The 22929-nt window shown below is 38.2% G+C and carries 16 protein-coding genes and 1 tRNA gene; 15 read left to right on the plus strand and 2 right to left on the minus strand.

The window, feature by feature from the left end; all coding sequences use genetic code 11:
• The first annotated feature begins 466 nt into the window (after positions 1-466).
• Entirely contained in the window at positions 467-2008 is a 1542-nt protein-coding gene (locus AC27JR_RS05920) for a methyl-accepting chemotaxis protein (RefSeq protein ID WP_487173048.1), read from the plus strand.
• A gap of 4 nt (positions 2009-2012) precedes the next feature.
• A complete protein-coding gene (locus AC27JR_RS05925) occupies positions 2013-4562 on the plus strand; it encodes a sensor domain-containing protein (protein ID WP_487173049.1) in 2550 nt (849 codons plus the stop codon).
• 238 nt (positions 4563-4800) lie between these two features.
• Here the strand turns inward: AC27JR_RS05925 and AC27JR_RS05930 are convergent, their stop codons facing one another.
• Together AC27JR_RS05930 and AC27JR_RS05935 are read right to left on the minus strand one after the other, a co-directional pair.
• Positions 4801-5247: an REP-associated tyrosine transposase gene (locus tag AC27JR_RS05930; protein WP_076920480.1), complete on the minus strand. Its 447-nt coding sequence runs from the start codon at positions 5245-5247 to the stop codon at positions 4801-4803.
• Between the two features lie 464 nt (positions 5248-5711).
• A tRNA-His gene (locus AC27JR_RS05935) sits at positions 5712-5787 on the minus strand.
• A 647-nt stretch (positions 5788-6434) separates the two neighbouring features.
• On the opposite strand from AC27JR_RS05935, the gene AC27JR_RS05940 reads away from it, so the two are divergent.
• The 13 genes from AC27JR_RS05940 to AC27JR_RS06000 all read left to right on the plus strand — a co-directional run bounded on the left by AC27JR_RS05940 (position 6435) and on the right by AC27JR_RS06000 (position 22907).
• On the plus strand, positions 6435-7253 hold the full coding sequence (locus AC27JR_RS05940; protein ID WP_131690461.1) for a mechanosensitive ion channel family protein: 819 nt from the start codon (positions 6435-6437) through the stop codon (positions 7251-7253).
• A gap of 106 nt (positions 7254-7359) precedes the next feature.
• Positions 7360-8142, plus strand: a complete 783-nt coding sequence (locus AC27JR_RS05945; protein WP_487173050.1) for a DUF481 domain-containing protein — start codon at positions 7360-7362, stop codon at positions 8140-8142.
• Positions 8143-8261: 119 nt separating this feature from the next.
• On the plus strand, positions 8262-10814 hold the full coding sequence (locus AC27JR_RS05950) for an SLBB domain-containing protein (protein ID WP_487173052.1): 2553 nt from the start codon (positions 8262-8264) through the stop codon (positions 10812-10814).
• 1624 nt (positions 10815-12438) lie between these two features.
• Entirely contained in the window at positions 12439-13395 is a 957-nt protein-coding gene (locus AC27JR_RS05955) for a Wzz/FepE/Etk N-terminal domain-containing protein (protein ID WP_487173053.1), read from the plus strand.
• Positions 13396-13533: 138 nt separating this feature from the next.
• Positions 13534-14553 (plus strand): UDP-N-acetylglucosamine 4,6-dehydratase (inverting), encoded by a 1020-nt coding sequence (pseB, locus tag AC27JR_RS05960; RefSeq protein ID WP_487173054.1) that lies wholly within the window; start codon positions 13534-13536, stop codon positions 14551-14553.
• Between the two features lie 4 nt (positions 14554-14557).
• On the plus strand, positions 14558-15718 hold the full coding sequence (pseC, locus tag AC27JR_RS05965; protein WP_487173055.1) for a UDP-4-amino-4,6-dideoxy-N-acetyl-beta-L-altrosamine transaminase: 1161 nt from the start codon (positions 14558-14560) through the stop codon (positions 15716-15718).
• 2 nt (positions 15719-15720) lie between these two features.
• Positions 15721-16404 carry a pseudaminic acid cytidylyltransferase gene (gene pseF, locus AC27JR_RS05970; protein ID WP_487173056.1) on the plus strand — a complete coding sequence of 228 codons (684 nt, stop codon included), beginning with the start codon at positions 15721-15723 and terminating at the stop codon, positions 16402-16404.
• The gene (gene pseG, locus AC27JR_RS05975; protein WP_487173057.1) at positions 16401-17468 is read left to right on the plus strand and encodes a UDP-2,4-diacetamido-2,4,6-trideoxy-beta-L-altropyranose hydrolase; all 1068 of its coding nucleotides are present in this window, start codon (positions 16401-16403) and stop codon (positions 17466-17468) included. Before pseF ends, pseG begins: the two co-directional genes overlap by 4 nt.
• On the plus strand, positions 17462-18103 hold the full coding sequence (locus AC27JR_RS05980; protein ID WP_487173058.1) for a formyltransferase family protein: 642 nt from the start codon (positions 17462-17464) through the stop codon (positions 18101-18103). The genes pseG and AC27JR_RS05980 overlap by 7 nt, the downstream gene beginning before the upstream one ends.
• Before the next feature lies 1 nt (position 18104).
• Complete coding sequence (pseI, locus tag AC27JR_RS05985) at positions 18105-19172, plus strand: pseudaminic acid synthase (protein ID WP_487173059.1); 1068 nt, start codon at positions 18105-18107, stop codon at positions 19170-19172.
• 1 nt (position 19173) lies between these two features.
• On the plus strand, positions 19174-20403 hold the full coding sequence (locus tag AC27JR_RS05990; protein ID WP_487173060.1) for an oligosaccharide flippase family protein: 1230 nt from the start codon (positions 19174-19176) through the stop codon (positions 20401-20403).
• Positions 20404-20427: 24 nt separating this feature from the next.
• Positions 20428-21942, plus strand: coding sequence for a hypothetical protein (locus AC27JR_RS05995; protein WP_487173061.1), 1515 nt, complete (start codon positions 20428-20430; stop codon positions 21940-21942).
• Positions 21943-21944: 2 nt separating this feature from the next.
• Positions 21945-22907 carry an ATP-grasp fold amidoligase family protein gene (locus tag AC27JR_RS06000; protein WP_487173062.1) on the plus strand — a complete coding sequence of 321 codons (963 nt, stop codon included), beginning with the start codon at positions 21945-21947 and terminating at the stop codon, positions 22905-22907.
• Positions 22908-22929: the final 22 nt, after the last annotated feature.

Consider the following 22929-nt stretch of genomic DNA (forward strand, 5'->3'; position numbering starts at 1 on the left):
AAAACTGTTCCGATGAGTTAACCGTTTAGCGTTTTAAGTTGCTTGAAATGGGTGTAAATGCTACATTTTTAAAAAATGTTTAAGTAAACAAAAAGTAAAAAATTTCTATAAGTAGAAATACCCCCGTGTGTAAATGCCACCATTTTGGTGGCATTTTTTTGCCCTTTTTTAAGGAGAGGTTTTTGGCTACTTCCTCCTTGTAGGTCTAAACTATTCTTAGTTAGATGCTATTCTAATTATAATCCTTTTATAGGTGGAACTTTACGTAATAGCAATTCCTTTTGCTATATGTAACTTTTTGTAACTGTATGTTTTTAAATGTTTATTTTTAGTTTGAAAATAAGTAGAATGAAGTTTCAGTAGTTTCAAAACTATTAACATATAGTATAAATGTATAATTGTGTTTTATACATTTATAAATTAACATTCCGCAAATTCACACATTAAACATAATGAATCACCCACTATGAGTAGAAGAAATCAAGCAACGGTAGACCAGGAAGTTTCGTTTGGCATTGACGAAGAATTAGTTTCTACAACAGATTTACGAGGCGTTATCACTTATGCAAATGATAGCTTTTGTAAAGTTTCAGGGTATACCATTAATGAGTTGACAGGGAAAAACCATAACATGGTTCGCCATCCAGACATGCCACCTGCGGCATTTGCTGATATGTGGGATAATTTAAAAAGCGATACCGCATGGCGAGGAGCGGTAAAAAATAGATGTAAAGATGGGCGTTATTATTGGGTAGATGCATTTGTTACCCCTATTTACGAAAACGGTAAAAAAGTAGGTTATCAATCCGTTCGCCAACAACTCCTTCCAGAATATAAAAACCGCGCAGAAAAGCTATACCAACGTTTAAATAACGGTCAATCAATTACGCCTTTAAGTGAAAAGTTAGCTGCATTTAAGTTGCCGCTATTTATTGGCTGTGCAGCCTTAATTGCTTGGTTAACAAGTTACATGTTCTGGTTATGTTTGCTGTTTGTTGCTTTGCCTTTTATTATTTTTTATGAAGAGTTAATTCGCTCGCAAAGCGCACTTAAAGAAACGAAAAAAGGCAGTGACAGTGTATCTCGTCATGTTTACTCAGGCAGTAATAGCCTTAGCTACACTGATTTTCAGATTAAACTGCTTGAGGGTAAAGTCACTACTATTGTTGGCCGTATAATTGATGGCACCTTAAGCTTGAGTAAAGGTGCTGATTCTCTAAAAATTTGTGCAGAAGCTGCGCAGGTCGGCGTTGAAAAAGAAGCCTCAGAATTGCATCAGGTATCCTCTGCGGTTGAAGAAATGGTGCACTCAATTGATGAGGTCGCTAAAAATACTTTAGTGACTAACCAGCGTGTCCAACAAGCTCACCAAGACTGTGAAAGCGCAACACAAGCAATGTCAGGCACCATGCGTGAAGTATCGTTACTCGCCAACGAGGTTGATAACTCAGCAAGTTCAGCGGGCGAGCTAGCAACAGAGGCTGAAAAAATAGGTGGCATAATGCAAGAGATACAAGGGATCGCCGACCAAACAAACTTACTTGCACTTAATGCCGCTATTGAAGCTGCGCGTGCCGGTGAACACGGTAGAGGATTCTCGGTTGTTGCTGACGAAGTGCGTGCGCTTTCAAGCAGAACACATACCGCTACAGAGCAAATTCAAGTATCTATTTCTGAAATGCAATCTACGCTTTTAAATTGGTCAAAAACCATGGAAGCGGGTAAAAATGCGGCAGAGAGCTGTGTGAAAGAAACCCGTAATACCCAAGATATTGTCTCAAAAGTATACGCTGCAATTACTGATATTTCTGATTTAGCAACGCAAATATCAACCGCTGCAGAAGAACAAAGTATGGTATCGCAAGAAATTAGCCGTAATATTTCAAATATTAGTAGCGCATCGTCAGAAAACCTAGCGCAAGCGCATTGTGTAGGTGCTGAGTCTGATGCAATCGAAAAGCACTCTAAAGCATTAGCGTCTCTAGGTCTTTCTTTTAAAGTAGGTTAATAACGTGAGCAAGGATAGTAAACATTCCGATATAGGTGCAGCCTATAATGCACCGTATTCTCAATGCGCAAACCTAAGTGCGCAATTGAGTGCCTTGCAGCAAGAAATAAAAGCCGATTACTTATTTATTGCCTCAGTTGATGAGGATAAATTAACCACTACGCAGTTAGTTTTATGCAATGCCGAGGTGATTGAAAACTTTTCTTACAGCCTTGAAGGTTCGCCCTGTGAACCCCTTTTAACCCAAAATATTTGCTTCATTACCGATGATTTACAGCAAAGTTACCCTGAAAATAAACTGCTACAGGCAATCAGTGCTAATGCTTACATTGGGGCTGCAATTTTAAATGATGAGGGGTCACTAACGGGTATGTTAGTGGGCCTATATTGTAATGCGCATCAAGATTTAGAACCTTATAAGTCAACCCTGTTAAGTTTTGCTAACTATACCAGTGTTTACTTACAAAAATGTTTCTTAGAAAATAAATCAAGTTCGCAAAAGCTGCTGACTGATGCAGTTGAAAGTATGGCAAAAGTGGGGAGTTGGCAATATACAGTTTTAACTGATGAGTTATATTTTTCGCCTGAGGTTTATAAAATATATGCACTTGCTGCTAATACTAAAATAAATACGACTCAAGCCATCGCTCATTATGCGGGTGAAAAAGAACAAGCGCGTATAAGCCAGCTGTTTAAGCGATTACAAACACTGGGGCTTCCTTATTGTGAGGACTTTGAGTTTGTAGATGCAAAAGGGCGAAAAAAATGGGTGCGTACTAGCGGGCAACCTGTCTTTGATATTAATAATGACTTAACTGCCGTTCAAGGTGCTTTTGAGGATGTTACCTTAGAGTATGAATTAAATGCCAAAGTTGAAGATAAAAATAACCGCCTTGAAGCCATTTTAGATAATCTTAACGACGCTGTTATTACCATCAATCAAAAAGGCGTTATTGTTCATTGTAATAAAACAGCACTGACGATGTTTGGTTACGATGACAATGAAATGCTAGGCTTATCAATCAATAACTTAATGCCAGAGCCCTATGCCTCAAAGCATCACTCTTATATGCGAAATTATGAGCAAACAGGGGAAGCTAAAATTATTGGAGTGGGAAGGCAACTCCCAGCTCGTAAATGCGACGGTACTATTTTTCAAATAGAGTTGTCGCTTACAAAGGCACCAAGAGGTGAACATATTGAATATATTGGCGTAGTAAGAGATATAAGTGAAAAACTTGAAGCGCAAGATACCATTTATAACTTAGCTTATTCAGATCCCATCACCGGTTTAAAAAATAAACGCTGGTTTGAACGTGAATGTAGAAGTTTACTGCAAAGTGCCAGTTTAAATAGCAGCTATATTTATGCTGCGTTGTTAGATATGGATAAATTATCTCAGTTTAATTTTAAGTATGGGATTGAAGCAGGAAATGAAGCACTTTTTTTAACGGCTAAAAAACTATCTAAAGCCGTTGAAGGAGAGTACAAACTGTATAAAAGTGGTGTTGACTCTTTTTTAGTAATTAGCACTTACCCCAATCGCAACTTATGTGATTTAGAGCTACAACAACCGATAATTGACTCTAAAATACTAGCCTTGGCTAACTTTTCTCATAAGATCAATGATCTTGAAGTGGTATTAAGTGCCTCTTTGGGCAGTACTATTATTGATGCGAGTAAAGACTCATACGACTCACTGTTCAATAAACTTGATTACTCACTAAAACAAGCCAAAAAGCTATCTCCTTTTGGCTATTATTTTGCAGATTTAGATGCATTAAAGCGTTATGAACGTACGAATAAAATCCGTTACTTGCTGATTAATGTGGATAAAAGCAATGAACTAAAACTCGCGCTTCAGCCGCAATATATTAATGAAAATACCTTTCATTCTTCAGAGGCTTTATTACGTTGGCATTCTCAAGAGCTAGGCATTATAAGCCCTGCTGAATTTATCCCTATTGCCGAAGAAAGTGAGGCCATTATTAAAATTGGCGATTGGGTGATTGATAACGTGTGTAAATTATTACATCAAGTGGGTCAGTTAGGCAAAAGCACTTGTATTGCGGTTAATATAAGCGCTAAGCAAATAGTGGCATCAGACTTTAAAGAGAAGTTATTAGCTAGCATGCAAAAATGGCAAGTGTTGCCACAGCATTTAATTATTGAATTGACGGAAACCACCTTAGTGTCAGACATAGAGCTGGTAAAAGAAACCATGGTTGAGCTGAATCAAATGGGTTTTAGGTTTTCAATAGATGATTTTGGAACGGGTTATTCAAGTTTGAGTTATTTAAAAGAGTTGCCTATTTCAGAGCTTAAAATAGATAAATACTTTGTTGATGGCATTATGGATAACGAGGATAGTTCCAGTAAAACAATTGTAAACATGATCATCGACATGGCCAACGCACTTGGCGTAAATAGCGTGGCAGAAGGCGTTGAAGAAACAGCGCAATTCAATTACTTAAAACAACGTGGCTGCGATTTGTTTCAAGGCTACTTATTTTCAAAGCCAATTCCTGTAGAACAGTGGAAAGAACGCCTTTAATAATATGTAGCAGCGACTTTATGTCGCGTCTTTTTAGGTTACGTGCTCAAAGCTTACGAGCGACGGGCTGCGAGGTGCGGGTTAAGATTGATTGGTGTAGCAGCGACTTTATGCCGCGTCTCGAAACTCGAATCCCGAACCCCAAGCTTGCATATTTACAGTAGCAGCGATTTTACATCGCGTCTTTTAAAGACTCGGTGACGCGGGGTAAACCCGCTGCTACACGTCGGCTGTAATATTAAACATAAACGCAATCCCAATAAGGGTAATCTGCAACATTGGCTATTAACTTTGCCCTCAAAGGATTGGCAATAATATAACGAGCGCTTGCTATAAGATCTTCTTCATTACGAATTAAATGATCGTAATATCCTTTTTGCCACAATCTATAAACCTCAAACTGATAAAAACTCGCGGCAGTTCTACCTTTAAAAAGACGAACTATATTTGAAAGCGTATTGTTTGAAAGTATTTGAAATTGCCAATGTAAGTGGTCTGGCATAATAACAAATGCGATTGATTTTATTCGTTGTTCTCGTTCTAGCTCTCGCATATGTTTTATTAAACAACGATTCATATTAAGTTTAGTAAAAAGCTTATTACGATTATGGGATACCATAGTGACAATATAGTAGTGATTAGTTAAAGAGACCCTCCCTTTCCTGAGTCGATAAGCCTTCTTCATAGCGAGTCCTTGCGCATAAAGAATAAAGTGTAGCAGCGATTTCACATCGCGTCCTTTTAAGGCTCTATGACGCGGAATAAATCCGCTGCTACAGGTGATGTTTGTAAATCTATGGTAGCAGCGACTTTATGTCGCGTCAGGGTTTTATAAAAGTATAAGTTAAAGTGAGACGCAGGGTAATATTTATAGTAGCAGCGACTTTATGTCGCGTCAGGGTTTTATAAAAGTATAAGTGAAAGTGAGACGCAGGGTAATATTTATAGTAGCAGCGACTTTATGTCGCGTCAGAGTTTTATATAAGTATGAGTTAAAGGATATAAGTAAACGCGGAGTAAAGACGTAAATAAGCTTAAGCAAACGGATAAGTCAGTATTATTTCTTTATTTAAGGTTTTTTGGCTTTAAGCTGGGTAGATATAACTAAAAGATTAACTTTGGATATTACTGAGGAGACTTAGAAAATAGTGGGGCGATTGACGGGGCTCGAACCCGCGACAACCGGAATCACAATCCGGGGCTCTACCAACTGAGCTACAACCGCCACTACATACACCTTGTTTGGTGTGGCGCGCATAATACATAATATCCCCATGCTTGTGAAGCAAAAAATCAAAAAAAATTAAACTTATTATAAGTATTCTATATTTAAGCTATTGGCAACGGGCAACGGGCAACGGGCAACGGGCAACGGGCAACGGGCAACGGGCAACGGGCAACGGGCAACGGGCAACGGGCAACGGGCAGCTCGCGGCTCGAATCCCTAATCCCGCTTTATACCGCGCAAGATTTTCTTCTCTGTGTAGCGCGCAGCGCCTCGGTGTACTCTGTGGTGCAAAAAATTAAAACACTATTTACCACAGAGGTCACAGAGGAAGAGATTAAAGACAAAGATTTTAGGTTTTAGGTTTTAGGTAGAGATTAAGCCAAGCATGATGTTTGTATTGAACGTGAGCTGTGGTTATCCCGCGCATTTTACTAAACCCTGCGTGAGGTAAACTCCCGCCTACGGGTATAAAAAACCTTGCTATATTAACCGTAAGGTTTTTAGATTCCTCGAACCTCGAACCTCCCCACCCGCGACTCGAATCCCTAACCCCTCAATAAAACGCTGTTGCAAACACCTATTAAAGATTTACAATACAACAAACAATATCGCTAAACTGCTAAATAAAACTATCAGGAGTTAATATGGATTCAATACTCAATTGGCTGAATGAAAATTCAGGCTTAATTTTACACTATGGTATTCAAGCAGTTATAGCGCTTGTTATATTTTTACTGGGTGGTCGAATTGCCAAGTTTTGTGCAAATTTAACTGCTAAAGCATTCGACAAGAAAAAAGTTGATAAAGCGGTTTCATCGTTTGTCTCTAGTATTGTGTATGCCATTGTATTTGCTGCCACTATTTTAATGGCGTTGTCACAAATTGGCATCGAAACCACGTCATTCATTGCTATTTTAGGTGCTGCAGGTTTAGCGGTTGGCTTAGCATTGCAAGGGTCGTTATCTAACTTTGCATCAGGTGTGTTAATTATTTTACTACGCCCATTTAAATCAGGCGATTATGTTGAAGCAGGCGGTAAAGCCGGTACGATTAAAAAAATCGAAATATTTTCAACCGAAATGCGCACTCCTGACAACAAAGTCATTGTAATGCCAAATTCAAAAATCATGTCAGATGCAATCATTAACTACTCACGCGAAGCAACGCGCCGCGTTGACCTTGTGATTGGTGTTGGCTACGACGCCGATTTGCGCAAAGCAAAAGAAGTACTTAAATCAGTACTAGATAACGAGCCACGTATTTTAAAAGATCCTGCATACAACGTATCGGTATCTGAACTTGCCGATTCAAGTGTTAACTTTATTGTGCGCCCGTGGGTTAACTCGGAAGATTACTGGCCAACATACTGGTCATTAATGGAAAATATTAAAATAGCGTTAGATGACGCTGATATTACTATTCCGTTCCCACAAATGGATGTTCATTTACATAAGCAAGACTAATTTTTAAAATATTTATTTTATTAAGGCAGCGATCATATGAGATTGGTTAGCATGTGCGCTGCTTTTTTAATAAGTATACATATTATATTTACAGGGTTATTTTTTAATGAAACTTAAGCTTTTATCAATTTTAGTAGCAGCCACAGCTACAACCAATGCATTTGCATCAGCAGAAGAACAAAAAACCTGGGAAGTAACCAGTGAAGTAGGTGCCATTATTACCAGTGGTAATACCGAAACAACCACCCTCAAAGGCGGTATTAAAGTATTGCATAACCTAGAGTACTGGAACAACGAATACAAGCTAGACGGCATCTACAAAGAAGACGAAGTAGAAAACGAAGACGGCACTAAAGAAAAACAGCGCACGAATGAAAAGTACGCTATTTCAGCGCAAGGTAACTACAAGCTAAACGAAAAACATGCACACTTATTCATTTATGGGTCGCACGTTTCTGATTACTTTGGTGCCTACAGAAGTGAGTCGGTTGTTTCAGCGGGTTATGGCTTGCGTTTACTAGATGAGTCAAACATGAAATTAAACGCTGAAATTGGCCCAGGTTATAAATATTTTAAATACCCAGATGTAAGCACCGAGGTTGACGAAAACGGCAACTCATTAGCAGGTGAATACGAAGGTGAAGTGATAGCCTTAGGTAAAATGGATTTTAGCTGGAAAATTTCAGACAACGCACGTTTTACTCAGTTAGTGTCAGTAGAATATGGTGATACAAACACCAAAACCCGCTCAGAAACGGCACTGCTGACTAAAATTAACGGCTCACTACAAATGAAAGTGGCTTACAATATTACTAATAACTCAGATGTTGCTGACGATAAAGAAGCAACTGATACAGAGACCTCATTAACATTGGTGTATAGCTTTTAACCAATAGCGGTTTTGATAACAATTATGTAATAAAAGAGGCGGTTGCCTCTTTTTTAATTACGCGAAAATGGTGTATGATACGCGCATTATCGACTGTAGAACTAGGGAAATACCTACTCGTGAACTTTTTTAAATACTTTATTAGTGCGCTGATAATTATCAGCAGCTTCAACGCATTGGCTTTTACCCCAAGTGCATCGCAAATAGAGCAATTTAAAAAGTTGCCTAAGTCTCAGCAGCAGGCGCTTGCAAAGCAGTACGGTGTTGATTTATCGGTAATTACCGGTGCTGGTCAGCAAAACCAGGTTAGTGCAGAACAACCTCCTACTATCGGTGAGCGCCCAAGCCCATCTGAAACTGAACAAAATTCAAAACAAGTCGAAAAAAAGCCAAATACCAACAAAATTAAAGCATTCGGTTATGAATTATTTGCCGGCGAACCCACCACTTTCATGCCTAGCGAAACGTCAGCAGTACCCGATACGTATTTAGTTGGCCGAGGCGATCAGTTATTAATTAATTTTTATGGTAAAGAAAGTGCAAGCTTTGAAGTAATTGTTGATAGAGAAGGTCGAATTAACATTCCTGACTTGAGCCCAGTGCAAGTAGCTGGCTTAACCTTTGCGGAGGTTAAAGAGTTAATTAAACTAAAGGTAGAGCAAGAAGTTATTGGCGTTAAAGCGTTTGTATCGCTTGGCCAGCTCCGCAGTATGCGAATTATGGTATTAGGTGAAGCATATAAACCTGGTAGTTACAGTGTGTCGTCGTTAACTACGGTATCGCATGCGTTATTTGTAAGTGGCGGGGTGTCGGATATTGCATCACTGCGTAATATACAAGTAAAACGTGCTGGTAAAGTAGTAACTAACTTCGATCTATACGATTTACTTATTAGCGGTGATAGCAGTAACGATATAATTTTAAAACCTGGCGATGTAGTATTTGTGCCATCTGTTGGCTCGCAAGTAACCGTTGAAGGCTTAGTGAAACGCCCTGCTATTTTTGAGCTAAAAAAGGGCGAAACAGCCAAAGAGCTTTTAGCTATGGCAGGCGGACTAAAGCCGGGCGCTTATACTAAAAATGCCGTGGTAGAGCGTTTTAAAAACAACCGCAAAGAAGTACTTACCGTAGACTTTTCTGCTAGCAATATAAATTACATTCCGCAAGACGGCGATCGCATTCGTTTTAACACGGTAAGCGCACAATATAATAACGTTGTAAATTTAGTGGGGGCAGTAGTTCGCCCTGGCAGCTACCAGTGGTATGAAGGTAAACGCATTTCCGACGTGTTAAAGTCGGTACGTGGTGATCTACTACAACAAGCTGATTTAAGTTATGGCTTAGTAATTCGTGAAATAAATATTAGTGGTGATATAGAAGTGCATCAGTTTAATGTTGCGCAAGCCATTGTAAAAAATGCTAAAAACGACTTAACCCTTAACGCAAACGATAAAATTATTATATTTAGTGAGTTTGAGCAAAAGCAGCAAGAGCAACTTACTTTATCAACTACAGGCTCAGGTACTAAAAAAGATAAATCTATTGAGCAAGCTGCTGAAGATGAAAATAGTAACGATTTAAGCGCTGAAAGCTACTCACCATATAGCCGTAATAATTTACTAGCGCCAATAATTAAACAGTTGAAGCAACAGGCTTCAACCAATAAGGCAATACAACTAGTAGAAATTAACGGTAAGGTCAGTCACCCGGGGGTTTACCCTTTAACCGTAAATGGCCGTGTAGCTGACTTAATAATAGCTGCTGGGGGCTTGTTAGAATCGGCTTACACCAAAGAAGCTGAAATAACCCGCATGGTTGATGGCGATGCTTCACAAGTAGAACATGTAAAAATAAACCTTGAACAACTAATAGGTAGTAACGAAAGCAGCCTTGCTTTGCAAAGCAAAGACAGCTTAAATATTTTTGCAATTCCTAACTGGCAAGAAAACGTTAAGGTAACTTTAAAAGGTGAGTTTAAATTTCCGGGCACCTACACCATTCGTCGCGGTGAGACGCTAAGTAACTTACTAGAACGAGCAGGTGGCTTTAGTGATTTTGCAGAGCAAAACGCCGCTATATTTACTCGCTTATCGGTAAAGCAGCAAGAGCAGCAACAATTAGCGCGTTTAGCAACAGAGCTTCGCCGTGATGTGGCATCAAAAAGCTTTCAAGACTCGGTGAGTAGTAGCTCGCTTTCGTATGATGAAATGAATAATTTACTTAACGACCTGGCAAGTGTAGAAGCATTAGGCCGTTTGGTAATAGACCTGCCGCTTATTGAAAATAACCAGCAAACCTTAGTGCTTCAAGATGGCGACACTTTATATGTTCCTAGCAAACGCGATTCTATTAGCGTTGTAGGTGAAGTAAACTACTCAACCACCCACCTTTATAAAGCAGGCATAAGTGTTGATGACTACCTAGAACTAAGTGGTGGCTTAAAAGAACGCGCTGACGATGACCGTATTTACATTATTAAAGCAAATGGCGCAGTAACTATACCTAACACAGGTAACTGGTTTGCCCCTGGTAATGAGCAAATGCTAGAGCCAGGTGACACAATAGTAGTACCAATGGACGCAGGCCATATGGACAAGCTAACGCTGTGGAGCACTGCTACACAAATACTTTACCAGCTTGGCGTAGCAGTAGCCGCAATCGGAAGCTTGTAATATAAGGTTATGAGCAACGGGTATCGGGCTGCGGGCTCAAAGCCGAAGCGTCTGTTAGGGGTTTTATTTACCACAGAGGTTAAGAGAACACAGAGGAAAGAGCAGTTATTAGCTGTCAGCAGGCTAATCTTCTCAGTGTAGCGCGCAGCGCCTAGCGTGCCCTGTGGTTCAAAATAATTTTTAAAGCGGGGCTATGCCACGTTTATGTAGAGCGACTTAATGTCGTGTATGTTTAAGGCTTTAGCAAAAGCTAGGGTTATGAGCAATGGGCTCGCTGCTCGAAGTTTAAAGGTATTAGTGATTTTATTTACCACAGAGGTAAAGAGAACACAGAGGGAAAAAGCAGTTATTAGCTGTCAGCAGGCTGATTTTCTCAGTGTAGCGCGAAGCGCCTCAGTGCACTCTGTGGTTCAAAATAATTTTTAAAGCGGGGCTATGCCACGTTAATGTAGAGCGACTTAATGTCGTGTATGTTTAAGGCTTTAGGAAAAACTAGGGTTATGAACATCGGGCTATGAGCAATGGGCTCGCGGCTCGAAGTTTAAAGGTATTAGTGATTTTATTTACCACAGAGGTAAAGAGAACACAGAGGGAAAAAGCAGTTATTAGCTGTCAGCAGGCTGATTTTCTCAGTGTAGCGCGAAGCGCCTCAGTGCACTCTGTGGTTCAAAATAATTTTTAAAGCGGGGCTATGCCACGCTAATGTAGCAGCGACTTTATGTCGCGTATGTTTAAGGCTTTAGGAAAAGCTAGGGTTATGAACATCAGGCTATGAGCAACGGGCTCGCGGCTCGAAGCCCAAAACGTATGTTAGTGATTTTATTTACCACAGAGGTTAAGAGAACACAGAGGAAAAAAACAGTTATTAGCTGTCATTTTTCAGCAAGCTTTTTCTCAGTGTAGCGCGCAGCGCCTCAGTGCACTCTGTGGTTCAAAAATGATTTTTAAAGCGGGGCTTTACGCCCGTGCGGTTGCTTAAAGGTTATGAGCCTAGAGCCTAGAACTATGGGTCTAGAGCTCGAAATCCAAAGCTCGCAGCCCGTGGCCCGAACCCTAAAATTTATAGTTTTATCAGTACGTAGGAACTGCAACCTAGGGGCGGAAGCGTGCCCGAAGGGCTAGACAAGCAAATAGTTTTGCTTTCAAGCTGGAGCGAGAGGAGCTCTGCGACGAACTGGAACGTGGAGCGTGCCTGAAGCTCGAAGCTCGAAACGTCTGTTAGTGATTTTATTCACCACAGAGGGTAAAGAGAACACAGTGGAAGAGATTAAAGGTAAAGGCTTTTATCAATATAAGCTTTTCTTCTCAGTGAAGCGCGCAGCGCCTCGGTGTACTCTGTGGTTCAAAATGGTTTTGTAGACGGGGCTTTATGTCGCGTAAATGTAGCAGCAGGTTTGGTGTTATGAGGAACGAGCTAAGGTTCCTAAAACCTAAAACCTAAAACAATAACTTGACCTAATGTTCTCGTTATTCAATTTTTGATAGCTGATAGCTGATAGCTGATAGCTGATAGCTGATAGCTGATAGCTGATAGCTGATAGCTGATAGCTGATAGCTGATAGCTGATAGCCAATAGCCAATAGCTCGCGGCCCGAAGCCACTCACTAGAACTTATGAGATTTAAATGGAAAACAACTCAAACAATCTAAACCAAGCAAATATGCCAAACAACAATATTGCCGATGACGAAATAGACTTGCGTGAACTCTTTGCCGTGATTTGGCAAGGCAAGTGGATCATCATTGCTATAACCGCGTTATTTGCAGTTGCATCGGTTGTTTATGCTATAAACCAGCCTAACATCTACAGAGCAGAGGTATTGTTAGCACCTGCAGAGCAGGATAAAGCGGGTCGATTATCTGGTAACTTAGGTGGTTTAGCAAGCTTAGCGGGTGTTAATTTAGGTGGTGGGGGTGTTGATAAAACTCAAATGGCGCTTCAAGTTTTAAAGTCTCGAAAGTTTACTAGCGAATTCATTGAAAGGAACGATATTTTACCTGATCTAATGGCTGCTAAGTCATGGCATAGAACTTCGAATAAAGTAATTTATGATGGAAATATTTACTCAAAAAGTGAAGATAGATGGGTGCGTATAGTCAATGCACCATTTAAACCAAAGCCATCAATGCAAGAGGCTTTTAAACAGTTTAAAAAAATCCTTACAACAAACATTGATGCAGAAACTGGAATGGTGAGAATTTCAGTTGAACATTTATCCCCTTTTGTTGCAAAGCAATGGGTAGATTGGCTTGTACAAGATATAAACAGAACTATGAAGAGCCGTGATGTAATTGAGGCGAATAAAAGCACACAGTTTTTAATGGGCCAGCTAGAAAAAACTTCAATAGCAGATATACGCGCTGTTCTATACAGTTTAATCGAAGAGCAAGCTAAAACTATTATGTTTGCGAATGTCCGTGATGAGTATGTATTTAAGACTGTTGATCCTGCATTGGTTCCAGAATTGAAATTTAAACCCAATAGACCATTTATTGTAATATTTGGTATGTTGTTAGGTGGCTTTTTTAGTATTATTTTTATTTTAATGAGGTACTACATTATTAATGATAAAGACTCTTAATCAAACTTTTACTTTAAGTTAGGCTTATAGTCACTCATTTTTGTAAATATGCTTTGGTATTTAAATAATCATACTTTTGAATTAATTATTAATAAAAGTGCTTTTGCTCTAAGGGCAAATGCAGACTAGGAAATATTTATGTTAAATAATAAAACAGTTTTAATTACCGGTGGCACGGGGTCATTTGGTAAAAAATTTATCGAGACAATTTTAGCGCGATACCCAGATGTAAAAAAAATAATCATCTATTCTCGTGATGAATTAAAGCAGTCGATAATCAAGCAAAAGTACCCAGCATACGATTACCCACAGTTACGTTTTTTTATCGGCGACGTTCGTGATAAAGAGCGTATGACTCAGGCATGTGAAGGGGTTGATGTAATTATTCATGCTGCTGCAATTAAGCAAGTTGATACCGCTGAATATAACCCAACAGAATGTATCCGCACTAATATAGACGGTGCTGAAAACGTTATACATGCCGCATTAGCGTGTGGTGTTAAAGATGTGGTTGCACTTTCAACTGATAAGGCTTGTGCACCTATTAATTTGTACGGTGCTACTAAATTAGCGTCTGATAAATTATTTGCAGCTGCGAATAATATTCGTGGTTCTAAAGATATTAAATTTAGTGTTGTACGTTACGGCAATGTAATGGGCTCTCGTGGCTCGGTTATTCCATTCTTTTTAGAAAAACGCAAAGACGGTGAGTTACCAATTACTCATACAGAGATGACGCGCTTTAACATTTCATTGCAAGCAGGTGTTGATTTAGTCATGTTTGCATTAGGTCATCATTTAGGAGGCGAGATTTTCGTTCCTAAAATACCATCTTATAAAATATTAGATATTGCAGAAGCTGTTGCGCCAAATTGTAAAACGCGTGATGTAGGTATTCGCCCTGGTGAAAAGCTGCACGAAGAAATGATTACAGACACAGATTCGTTAAATACAATTGATTTGGGTCCTTACTATGCAATTTTGCCTTCTGTATCTTACACATACTCAGAAGAAGAATATATTGCACATCACAAAGCGGAAAAAGTACCATTCGGCTTTAAATATAACTCAGGCACGAATACAGAATGGGAAACCGTAGAAGGTTTGCGTCAGCTTATTATTGAGCATGTCGATCCATCATTTGAAGTGCAAGGTTAATAAAATGATACCGTATGGAAAGCAAGACATAACCCAAGCAGACATTGATGCGGTTTTTGATGTATTAAAATCAGATTTTTTAACGCAAGGGCCACAGATCCCTGCGTTTGAGAGTGCCCTGATGGATGCAACAGGCGCGAATTATGCAACAGCAGTTAATAGCGCTACATCGGCCTTACATATTGCTTGTTTAGCGCTAGGTTTAGGCGAAGGGGATAGTTTGTGGACAACGCCAATTACTTTTGTAGCCTCAGCTAACTGTGGTTTGTATTGTGGAGCAAAGGTTGATTTTGTTGATATTGACCCTGCTACCTACAACCTTTGCCCAAAAGCGTTGGAACAAAAACTGATTGTTGCTAAAAATCTTGGTACCTTACCCAAGGTTTTAGTGGCCGTGCATTTATGTGGTCAGCCGTGCGATATGAGGGCAATCCATGCGTTATCAATAGAATATGGTTTTAAAGTTATTGAAGATGCGTCACATGCAATTGGTGGAAGCTACTTAGATCAACCCATTGGTTCATGTGAATACAGTGACATTACCGTGTTCAGCTTCCACCCAGTTAAAATTGTTACCACAGCTGAAGGTGGAGCTGCTTTGACAAATAGTAAGGCGCTTGCAGGTAAAATGGCGCTTTATCGCAGTCATGGTATTACTCGCGATGAAGCCTTAATGGAAAATACTTCACACGGTGGATGGTACTACGAACAAATTGATTTGGGCTTTAACTACCGCATGACAGAGCTGCAAGCTGCATTAGGTGTTTCACAAATGAGCCGCTTGAGTGAGTTTGTATCTGCACGTCATAAACTAGCCGCACGTTATTATGAAAAGCTTGCGAGTTTACCTATTGTATTGCCTCATCAATTACCCAATACTTACTCAGGCTTACATTTATATGTTATTCGTTTAAGTCTAAATGAAATAACAAAAACACATAAAGAAGTATTTGATGAGCTAAGGAAAAACGGTATAGGTGTTAATCTGCACTATATTCCAGTGCACTTACAACCTTATTATCAAAAAATGGGCTTTAAGCAAGGTGACTTTCCACACGCTGAAGCCTACTACGCAAATGCAATTTCTATCCCTATGTTTCATGGTATGACCTTTGAACAGCAAGATGAAGTTATCAGTAAACTTACACAAATATTAGAAGCATAATCATGAATATTGCAATCATCCCTGCCCGTGGTGGCAGTAAACGCATACCCAGAAAAAATATTAAAGAGTTTCATGGTAAGCCAATGATTGCTTATTCCATTGAGACTGCCTTAAACAGTGGATGCTTTGATAAAGTAATTGTATCTACTGATGATGCAGAGATAGCTGAGGTTGCTAAAATGTATGGTGCAGAAGTGCCTTTTATGCGCCCAGCTAATATTGCTGATGATTATGCCACTACACTTGACGTAATAAAACATGCTATTGAATTTACTGAGCAACAAGCTTGGGGTGTTAAAAATGTATGTTGTATTTATGCAACAGCCCCATTTTTAATACCTGAATTCATACAAAAAGGCCTACAAGAGCTAACTAAAAATACTATTAATTACGCATTTAGCGCTACTAGTTTTCCTTTTCCGATTCAAAGAGCTATTAAGCTTAATACTGAGCAGCGTGTAGAAATGTTTCAGCCTGAGCATTTAAATACACGCTCTCAAGATTTAGAAGAAGCCTATCACGATGCAGGGCAGTTTTACTGGGGTACAACAGATGCGTTTTCAAATGGTAAGCCTTTTTTCTCACCTCAGTCAAAAGCTATCTTACTCCCAAGAAAGCGTGTGCAAGACATAGACACGCCCGAAGATTGGGAGCTAGCTGAGGCACTTTATAAGGCGCTTCAATGAAAGTTGTGTTTAGGGTCGATGCCTCACAACATATTGGCAGTGGCCATGTAATGCGCTGCTTAGTGTTAGCTGAAGCACTCAGGTTTGATGGGCACACAGTTTTATTTGCCACGCGTGAACAGACTTCAGATCTTAATACTTTTATAAATAATAAAGGGTTTGATCTAATACACCTAATGCAGCCAGCATCATGGCAAATACCTGAAACTACTGCTGATTATGAGGCTTGGTTGCAAGTTAGTGAAGAGCAAGATTATCAAGACTTTGTCAGTAAAGTAGTAAACGTTGATTTAGTTATTGTTGATCATTATGGTATTAATGCAGATTGGCATAATAAAGTTAAACAAACCCTTAAGTGCAAGTTAATGGTAATAGATGATTTAGTAAGATTGCATAATGCAGATATCGTATTGGATCAAACACTTAATAGGCGCCAAAAAGAATACACAGATTTACACCCATGTTTGGCACTAACAGGGACTGACTTCGCATTATTAAAGCCTGACTTTTCATACGTGCGAGAAAGCCTGCTAAAAAAACAGTCACCACAAAAGCATACTATTTTAATAAGTATGGGGGGGATTGATCAGCCTAATGCATCATTAAACGTTTTAAATGCCTTAAAAAATGAAGCTCAGAAGCTACCAATAACTGTTTTGTTAAGTAAACGATCACCTAATTATGAGCAAGTAAAGTCATTTGCTTTAGCAAACAGTGGGTGGGTTGAACATATTGAGTTTGTTGAGGATATGCCCGCTTTGATGGGTAAACACACTATTATGATTGGTGCACCGGGCTCTACTTCGTGGGAGCGAGCTTGTTTGGGTATTCCCTCAATTATTGTGCCTATTGCCGATAACCAAAACACTATTGCACAAGAGCTAGCAGCAGTAAAAGCAGTAAAAGTGGTAAAACTAAATAATATTACAACTGAGCTGATTATTGCACTAGAAGAAGTCATTGCTCAATGGGAAAGTTATAGCAGTAACAATTTTGCTCTATGTGATGGTTTAGGCTGTAAAAGAACGATAAAGCAATTAAAAAGGTTTATGGAAGTATGCTAAAGGTGACTCTGCTTTGCTCTGATATAAAACACCCAGTTTATAAAGCATTAGAGCAATGGAAAGCAATAAACAAACAACGTTATGATATAGAGCTGTTGACTTCGGTAGAACAAATAAATCGCAAAGGTACACTACTTTTTTTGGTTTCATGCAGTGAAATAGTCAAAAAGAGTCATCGTGATTACTTTGAACATACTTTGGTTCTCCATGCCAGTGACTTACCTAAAGATAGAGGGTGGAGTCCACATGTTTGGGCTGTTGTGAACGGAAAAAGCAAACTAACTCTTTCGTTACTAGAGGCTGAAGATAAGGTTGACACTGGGGCAATATGGCAAAAGGTAGATATTGCACTAGATGGCAGCGAGCTATATGACGAAATAAATAAAAAGCTATTTAATGCTGAACTGCAATTAATTACATGGGCTTGTGAAAATGTAGATTCAGTTGTGCCGGTTCTTCAAGATGACAGCGCAACAAATTATTTGCGCAAGCGTACCCCAGAAGATAGTGAAGTAGATATTAGTCAATCATTAGAGTCGCAATTTAACCTGCTTAGAGTATGTGATACTGAGCGTTTTCCGGCCTATTTTTATAAAAACGGCTGTAAGTATAAAATTAAAATAGAGAAGTGTTAGCATGAACGAATTTATTACAATTGATGGTAAAAAAATAGGCCCAGACTTTCCACCGTATATAATTGCTGAACTGTCAGCAAACCACAACGGTGATATAAACAGAGCGTTTGAAATACTCGAAATGGCTAAACGTTGTGGTGCTGATGCAATCAAAATTCAAACCTATACTCAAGATACTCTAACAATTGATTGTGATAAGCCTGAGTTTAAAGTTAAAGGCGGATTGTGGGATGGTAGAACATTATATGATTTATATACTGAAGCACACATGCCATGGGAGTGGCACAAACCACTTTTCGAAAAAGCAAAAGAATTAGGTATTACTATTTTTAGTTCGCCATTCGACTTTACAGCTGTTGATTTGCTGGAAGAGCTTGGCGCACCGGCTTATAAAATAGCATCATTTGAAGCAATTGATTTACCGTTGATTGAATATGTTGCTAAAACTGGTAAGCCAATGATTATTTCAACGGGTATGGCAAATGAAGAAGAAATTCGTGAAGCAGTAGAAACTGCAAAAAATGCAGGCTGCAAAGAGTTAGTAGTGCTTCATTGCGTAAGTGGTTATCCAGCTCCAGCTAGCGATTATAACCTTGCTACTATTCCTGATATGGCCAAGCGGTTTAATGTACTCACAGGGCTTTCAGATCACACTATTGATAATACCACCGCAATTACCTCGGTGGCGCTAGGCGCATGCTTGATTGAAAAACATGTAACGCTTGATCGCAATGGTGGTGGACCTGATGATAGCTTCTCATTAGAAGAGCCAGAGTTAAAGCAGTTATGTGAAGATAGTAAAACAGCATGGGCAGCGACAGGTAAAGTGAACTATGAGCGCAAAGAAAGCGAAAAAGGAAACATGATATTTAGACGCTCGCTTTATGTTGTTAAAGACGTTGCTGAGGGGGAAGAGTTTACACATGAAAATGTTCGCAGTATTAGGCCAGGTTATGGATTAGCGCCAAAATATTTAAAAGATGTTATTGGGAAAGAGTCAACAAAGTGTATTGCAAGAGGAACTCCATTAACTCTTGAAGATGCTAATTTAAAATTCATCAATCTTTAGGATGAAGTCTAAAATTTTAGAAAGACTATTCAACTTAGCCCTAAGAGGGCTAAGTATGGGAAGTAAATTTGTACTGGTCATATTTTTAGCTAAATATTTATCAGTCGAGGATATTGGCCTTTATGGTTTAATTGTAGCGACTGTAAGCTTTTCTATTATTCTATTAGGTGGAGAATTTTATACTTATAGTCAAAGAGAGTTGTTGAGTGAAAGTAATAATAGGTGGTGTTGGATTTTACAACATCAAAGTTTAGCTACTATTCTTTTGTATTTTTTAATTCTGCCGCTGCAACTATTAATATTTTATAATGCTTGGCTACCATTAGAATTAATTTCACTCTACTTTCTACTACTCGTATCTGAACATATAGCTCAAGAAATTAATAGGATCTTAATTACCTTTCAACAACAATTAATTGCAAGCTTTATTCTTTTTTTTAGGTTAGGTGCTTGGTGCTGGGTTGTCATTGCATTGTTTATTTTAGATGAGTCTTCCCATAATATTGAAACAGTCTTATTTTGCTGGCTATTAGGTAGTGTAGCTTCAGTAATTGTAGGCGTAGTTTTCATTATTAAAGAATTGCCAGAAGTAAATTTTTCAAAAGTAGATATCAGCTGGATAAAAAAAGGATACAAGGTTGCGTTTAAATTCTTTTGCGCAACTTTGTGTTTCAGAGCAATTATGACTGCAGATCGTTACTTCATGGATTATGTTGGTGGCAAGGATTTATTAGCTGTATATGTAGTATACGTAAGCATAGCAATGGCTATTAATAGTGTGCTAGTTCCTGTTGTATTTTCATTTGTATACCCAAAGCTGGTCAGTAACTATAAAAGAAATAAGTTAATCGAATATAAAAAGAATATAAAAGAGCTGTCTTGGTCTGTGATTATGCTCGGAGGAGGTGTAGCGTTTGTAATTGGGTTACTTTCCCCATACGTATTTGAGTGGACAGATAAAAAAATTTTATTAGAACACATAACAATTTTATGGCTTTTACTTATTATGTCTTTTTTATATTCGTTAAGTATGGTTCCTCACTATATATTGTACGCAAAAAATCTTGATGGAAAGATTTTGATTAGTCATGTTGTTGGTCTTGTAATTTTCTTTTTGGGTTCTGCTACTGCAGTTCTTATAAATGATCCTAATTTTATTTTGTATTCGCTTATAGCGTCTATGTTTTCACTTTTTTCAGTAAAATCCTTGTTTGCTCTAAGGAATGGTTAGTTTTTTATGATATCTAAGAATGTTATGCCTAAAAAAAATGTTATATATATCTGCTGTATTGCAGAGCCTTGGCTTAAGGTAATGGAAAACCTAGAATCAAATAATTTATCAGCTAGTTATGTTATTCATTGGAGAGATGAGAACGAACCTTATAGAAACTCAAATTTAAATGAGTGCTTTTTTCAAACAGTTGAGGATGCATGGAAAGGAAAGGGGTTTCCTAAAGATTGCAAGCCTACGGTAATGGATGAGGTGCAATTAAAACAAATAGCTTGGTATGAATCTCAGGCTTTATTAATGATGAATAGGCTTGATCCAACAGAATCGAAAATGACAACAGGAACAAGGGTATATTACTTTAGGGATTTAGTCGGCTATTGGTTGACAATCATTAATAAAAAAAATATTGAATTAGTTGTTTCACCTTCAATACCCCATAGAGTTTTTGATTTTGCCTTATATGTTGCTTGTAAGATTAAATCAGTAGATTACGTTTCATTTCAGCTGACTCCTTTTGGTTCTAATAGTATACTAATCCAAGATATTGAATCGATGCCTGAAATTAATTGTGATTATAGAGGGAATTTAGATGTGCCAAGCAAGCTTGTTGCTGATAGGGTAAATAGTGTATTAGATAATTATAATTCTGCGATTCCTGATTATATGAAAGCTCATGCAAGGAATAATAAATCTATATTTATACCTTTAAAAAAGTCACTAATATCTTTAAAGAGAAATATTAAAGTAGGCAACTTCTATAAGTTTAAAAAACCAAATACCTATTGGACTATGTTTGATACTATGCCTTCTGAGAAAAGTATGGGATGGCTAGAGTATAACAAGATTAAAATTTTTCATGCTTTAAAAGTTAAGAAACTAAAAAAAGTTTATAATCAAATAGTGGACACCAAATGGAGCAAATCAACACCGTATTTATTTGTTGCGTTACATTACCAACCAGAAGAGACTACTTGTCCAACCGGTGGTTCTTACACTGATCAAATCTTAATGATTCAGCTACTTAATCAAGTTTTACCAAAGCATATTAATATTATTGTTAAGGAGCACAAATCTCAGTTTTATAGAGACCAAGAAGGTTCTGCTGGAAGAGGCGAGATCTTTTATAGAAGGATATCATCTATTTCGTCACGGATATTCTTTGAAAGCGTTGATAGCGATCCTTTCTCTTTAATTGATGGTGCTGTTGCTACTGTAACAGTTAGTGGAACTATTGGTTGGGAAAGTGCAATTAGAGGTACGCCGACACTAAACTTTGGTAGGGCTTGGTATGAAGGAATGCCAAGAGTTTTCAAAATTAAAAGTAAAGATGATTTAGAAAAAGCTCTAATTAAATTAGATGTCCTAAAAAATATAGATATGCACAAAGAAATCCTGCACTTTCACAAGGCTCTAGAGGATACATTTGTTAGAGCAATCCATTATAAGTCATTTCTTGGTAAAAAAGATGTTTGCATGGAGCAGTCCATTCAGAATCTAACTAATGTTATATTATTACAGGCAAGTAAGGTTGATAAGTAGTCATGATAGAAAACACTCTTCGATATATTTTAAATAATATAGCCGCACCAATTATTAATCTTATCACCAAGCCATTTATTGAGCGAAAGTGGGTAAAAGACAGTGATAACTTGCCTCTAACTCAAAAGCATAAAGAGCTATATTTTATAATTCATCAGCATACTGCAAGGAAGTTATTTAAATTTCCGGACCTCATAAATTGCCGAGATTTCAATGATAAAATTCAGTGGCTAAAATTATTTGATCAAGATAAGTTACAGATCCAGTGTTCTGATAAATTCAGAGTTAGAGACTATGTTGAAGAAAAAGTAGGGAATAAGTATTTAGTGCCCATGTACCAAGCAGTGAGCGAGTTTTCTCAGATTAACTTCAATGTTCTTCCTGAATCATTTGTTATGAAAACTAATCACGATTCTGGTACTGTTGTCCTAGTTAAAGAAAAACACAAATTAAACATAACAAAAGCTAAGAAAAGACTCGAAGATTCTTTACAAAGGAAGTTTGGCTGGAGTGTTGGCGAATGGGCTTACAGTTTTGTTCCACCAATGATAATAGTAGAAGAGTATATTGAACCTGAGAGCGAAACCCCTCCAGCCGATTATAAGTTCTATTGTATTGAAGGTGAAGTTAAGTTCTGTCACTACATATACGATAGAGGAGCAAATTCAAAAGAACAACTCTTAACACCTGAAGGTGATGATTTAAAGACTCCATTACACTCAAAATTTGAGTTAGGTACAGGTTTTGTAAAACCTTCGAACTGGGATGAAATGCTAAATGTTGCTAGGAAAGTATCCGCTGACTTTAAATGTGTAAGAGTTGACTTGTTTTCAAGTAATGGTGAAATTTATGTTGGAGAAATGACATTTTGGCCAATGGCGGGTACCTATAGAGGAGAAGGACAGAAGTTTTTTGGGAAATATTTAGATTTTGACAGAAAAACATTTAAAAATACGCTTTTATAAAGCTCGTAACAGTGGAATTTAA

The sequence above is a fragment of the Pseudoalteromonas sp. NH0006-26 genome, from assembly GCF_057552415.1.

Coding starts and splice junctions, on each gene's coding strand:
- AC27JR_RS05955 (WP_487173053.1), top strand. CDS start 12,439: ATGGAAAACAACTCAAACAATCTAAACCAAGCAAATATGCCAAACAAC.
- pseC (WP_487173055.1), top strand. CDS start 14,558: ATGATACCGTATGGAAAGCAAGACATAACCCAAGCAGACATTGATGCG.
- AC27JR_RS05930 (WP_076920480.1), bottom strand. CDS start 5,247: ATGAAGAAGGCTTATCGACTCAGGAAAGGGAGGGTCTCTTTAACTAAT.
- pseI (WP_487173059.1), top strand. CDS start 18,105: ATGAACGAATTTATTACAATTGATGGTAAAAAAATAGGCCCAGACTTT.
- AC27JR_RS05940 (WP_131690461.1), top strand. CDS start 6,435: ATGGATTCAATACTCAATTGGCTGAATGAAAATTCAGGCTTAATTTTA.
- pseB (WP_487173054.1), top strand. CDS start 13,534: ATGTTAAATAATAAAACAGTTTTAATTACCGGTGGCACGGGGTCATTT.
- AC27JR_RS05945 (WP_487173050.1), top strand. CDS start 7,360: ATGAAACTTAAGCTTTTATCAATTTTAGTAGCAGCCACAGCTACAACC.
- AC27JR_RS06000 (WP_487173062.1), top strand. CDS start 21,945: ATGATAGAAAACACTCTTCGATATATTTTAAATAATATAGCCGCACCA.
- AC27JR_RS05995 (WP_487173061.1), top strand. CDS start 20,428: ATGCCTAAAAAAAATGTTATATATATCTGCTGTATTGCAGAGCCTTGG.
- pseF (WP_487173056.1), top strand. CDS start 15,721: ATGAATATTGCAATCATCCCTGCCCGTGGTGGCAGTAAACGCATACCC.
- pseG (WP_487173057.1), top strand. CDS start 16,401: ATGAAAGTTGTGTTTAGGGTCGATGCCTCACAACATATTGGCAGTGGC.
- AC27JR_RS05990 (WP_487173060.1), top strand. CDS start 19,174: ATGAAGTCTAAAATTTTAGAAAGACTATTCAACTTAGCCCTAAGAGGG.
- AC27JR_RS05920 (WP_487173048.1), top strand. CDS start 467: ATGAGTAGAAGAAATCAAGCAACGGTAGACCAGGAAGTTTCGTTTGGC.
- AC27JR_RS05980 (WP_487173058.1), top strand. CDS start 17,462: ATGCTAAAGGTGACTCTGCTTTGCTCTGATATAAAACACCCAGTTTAT.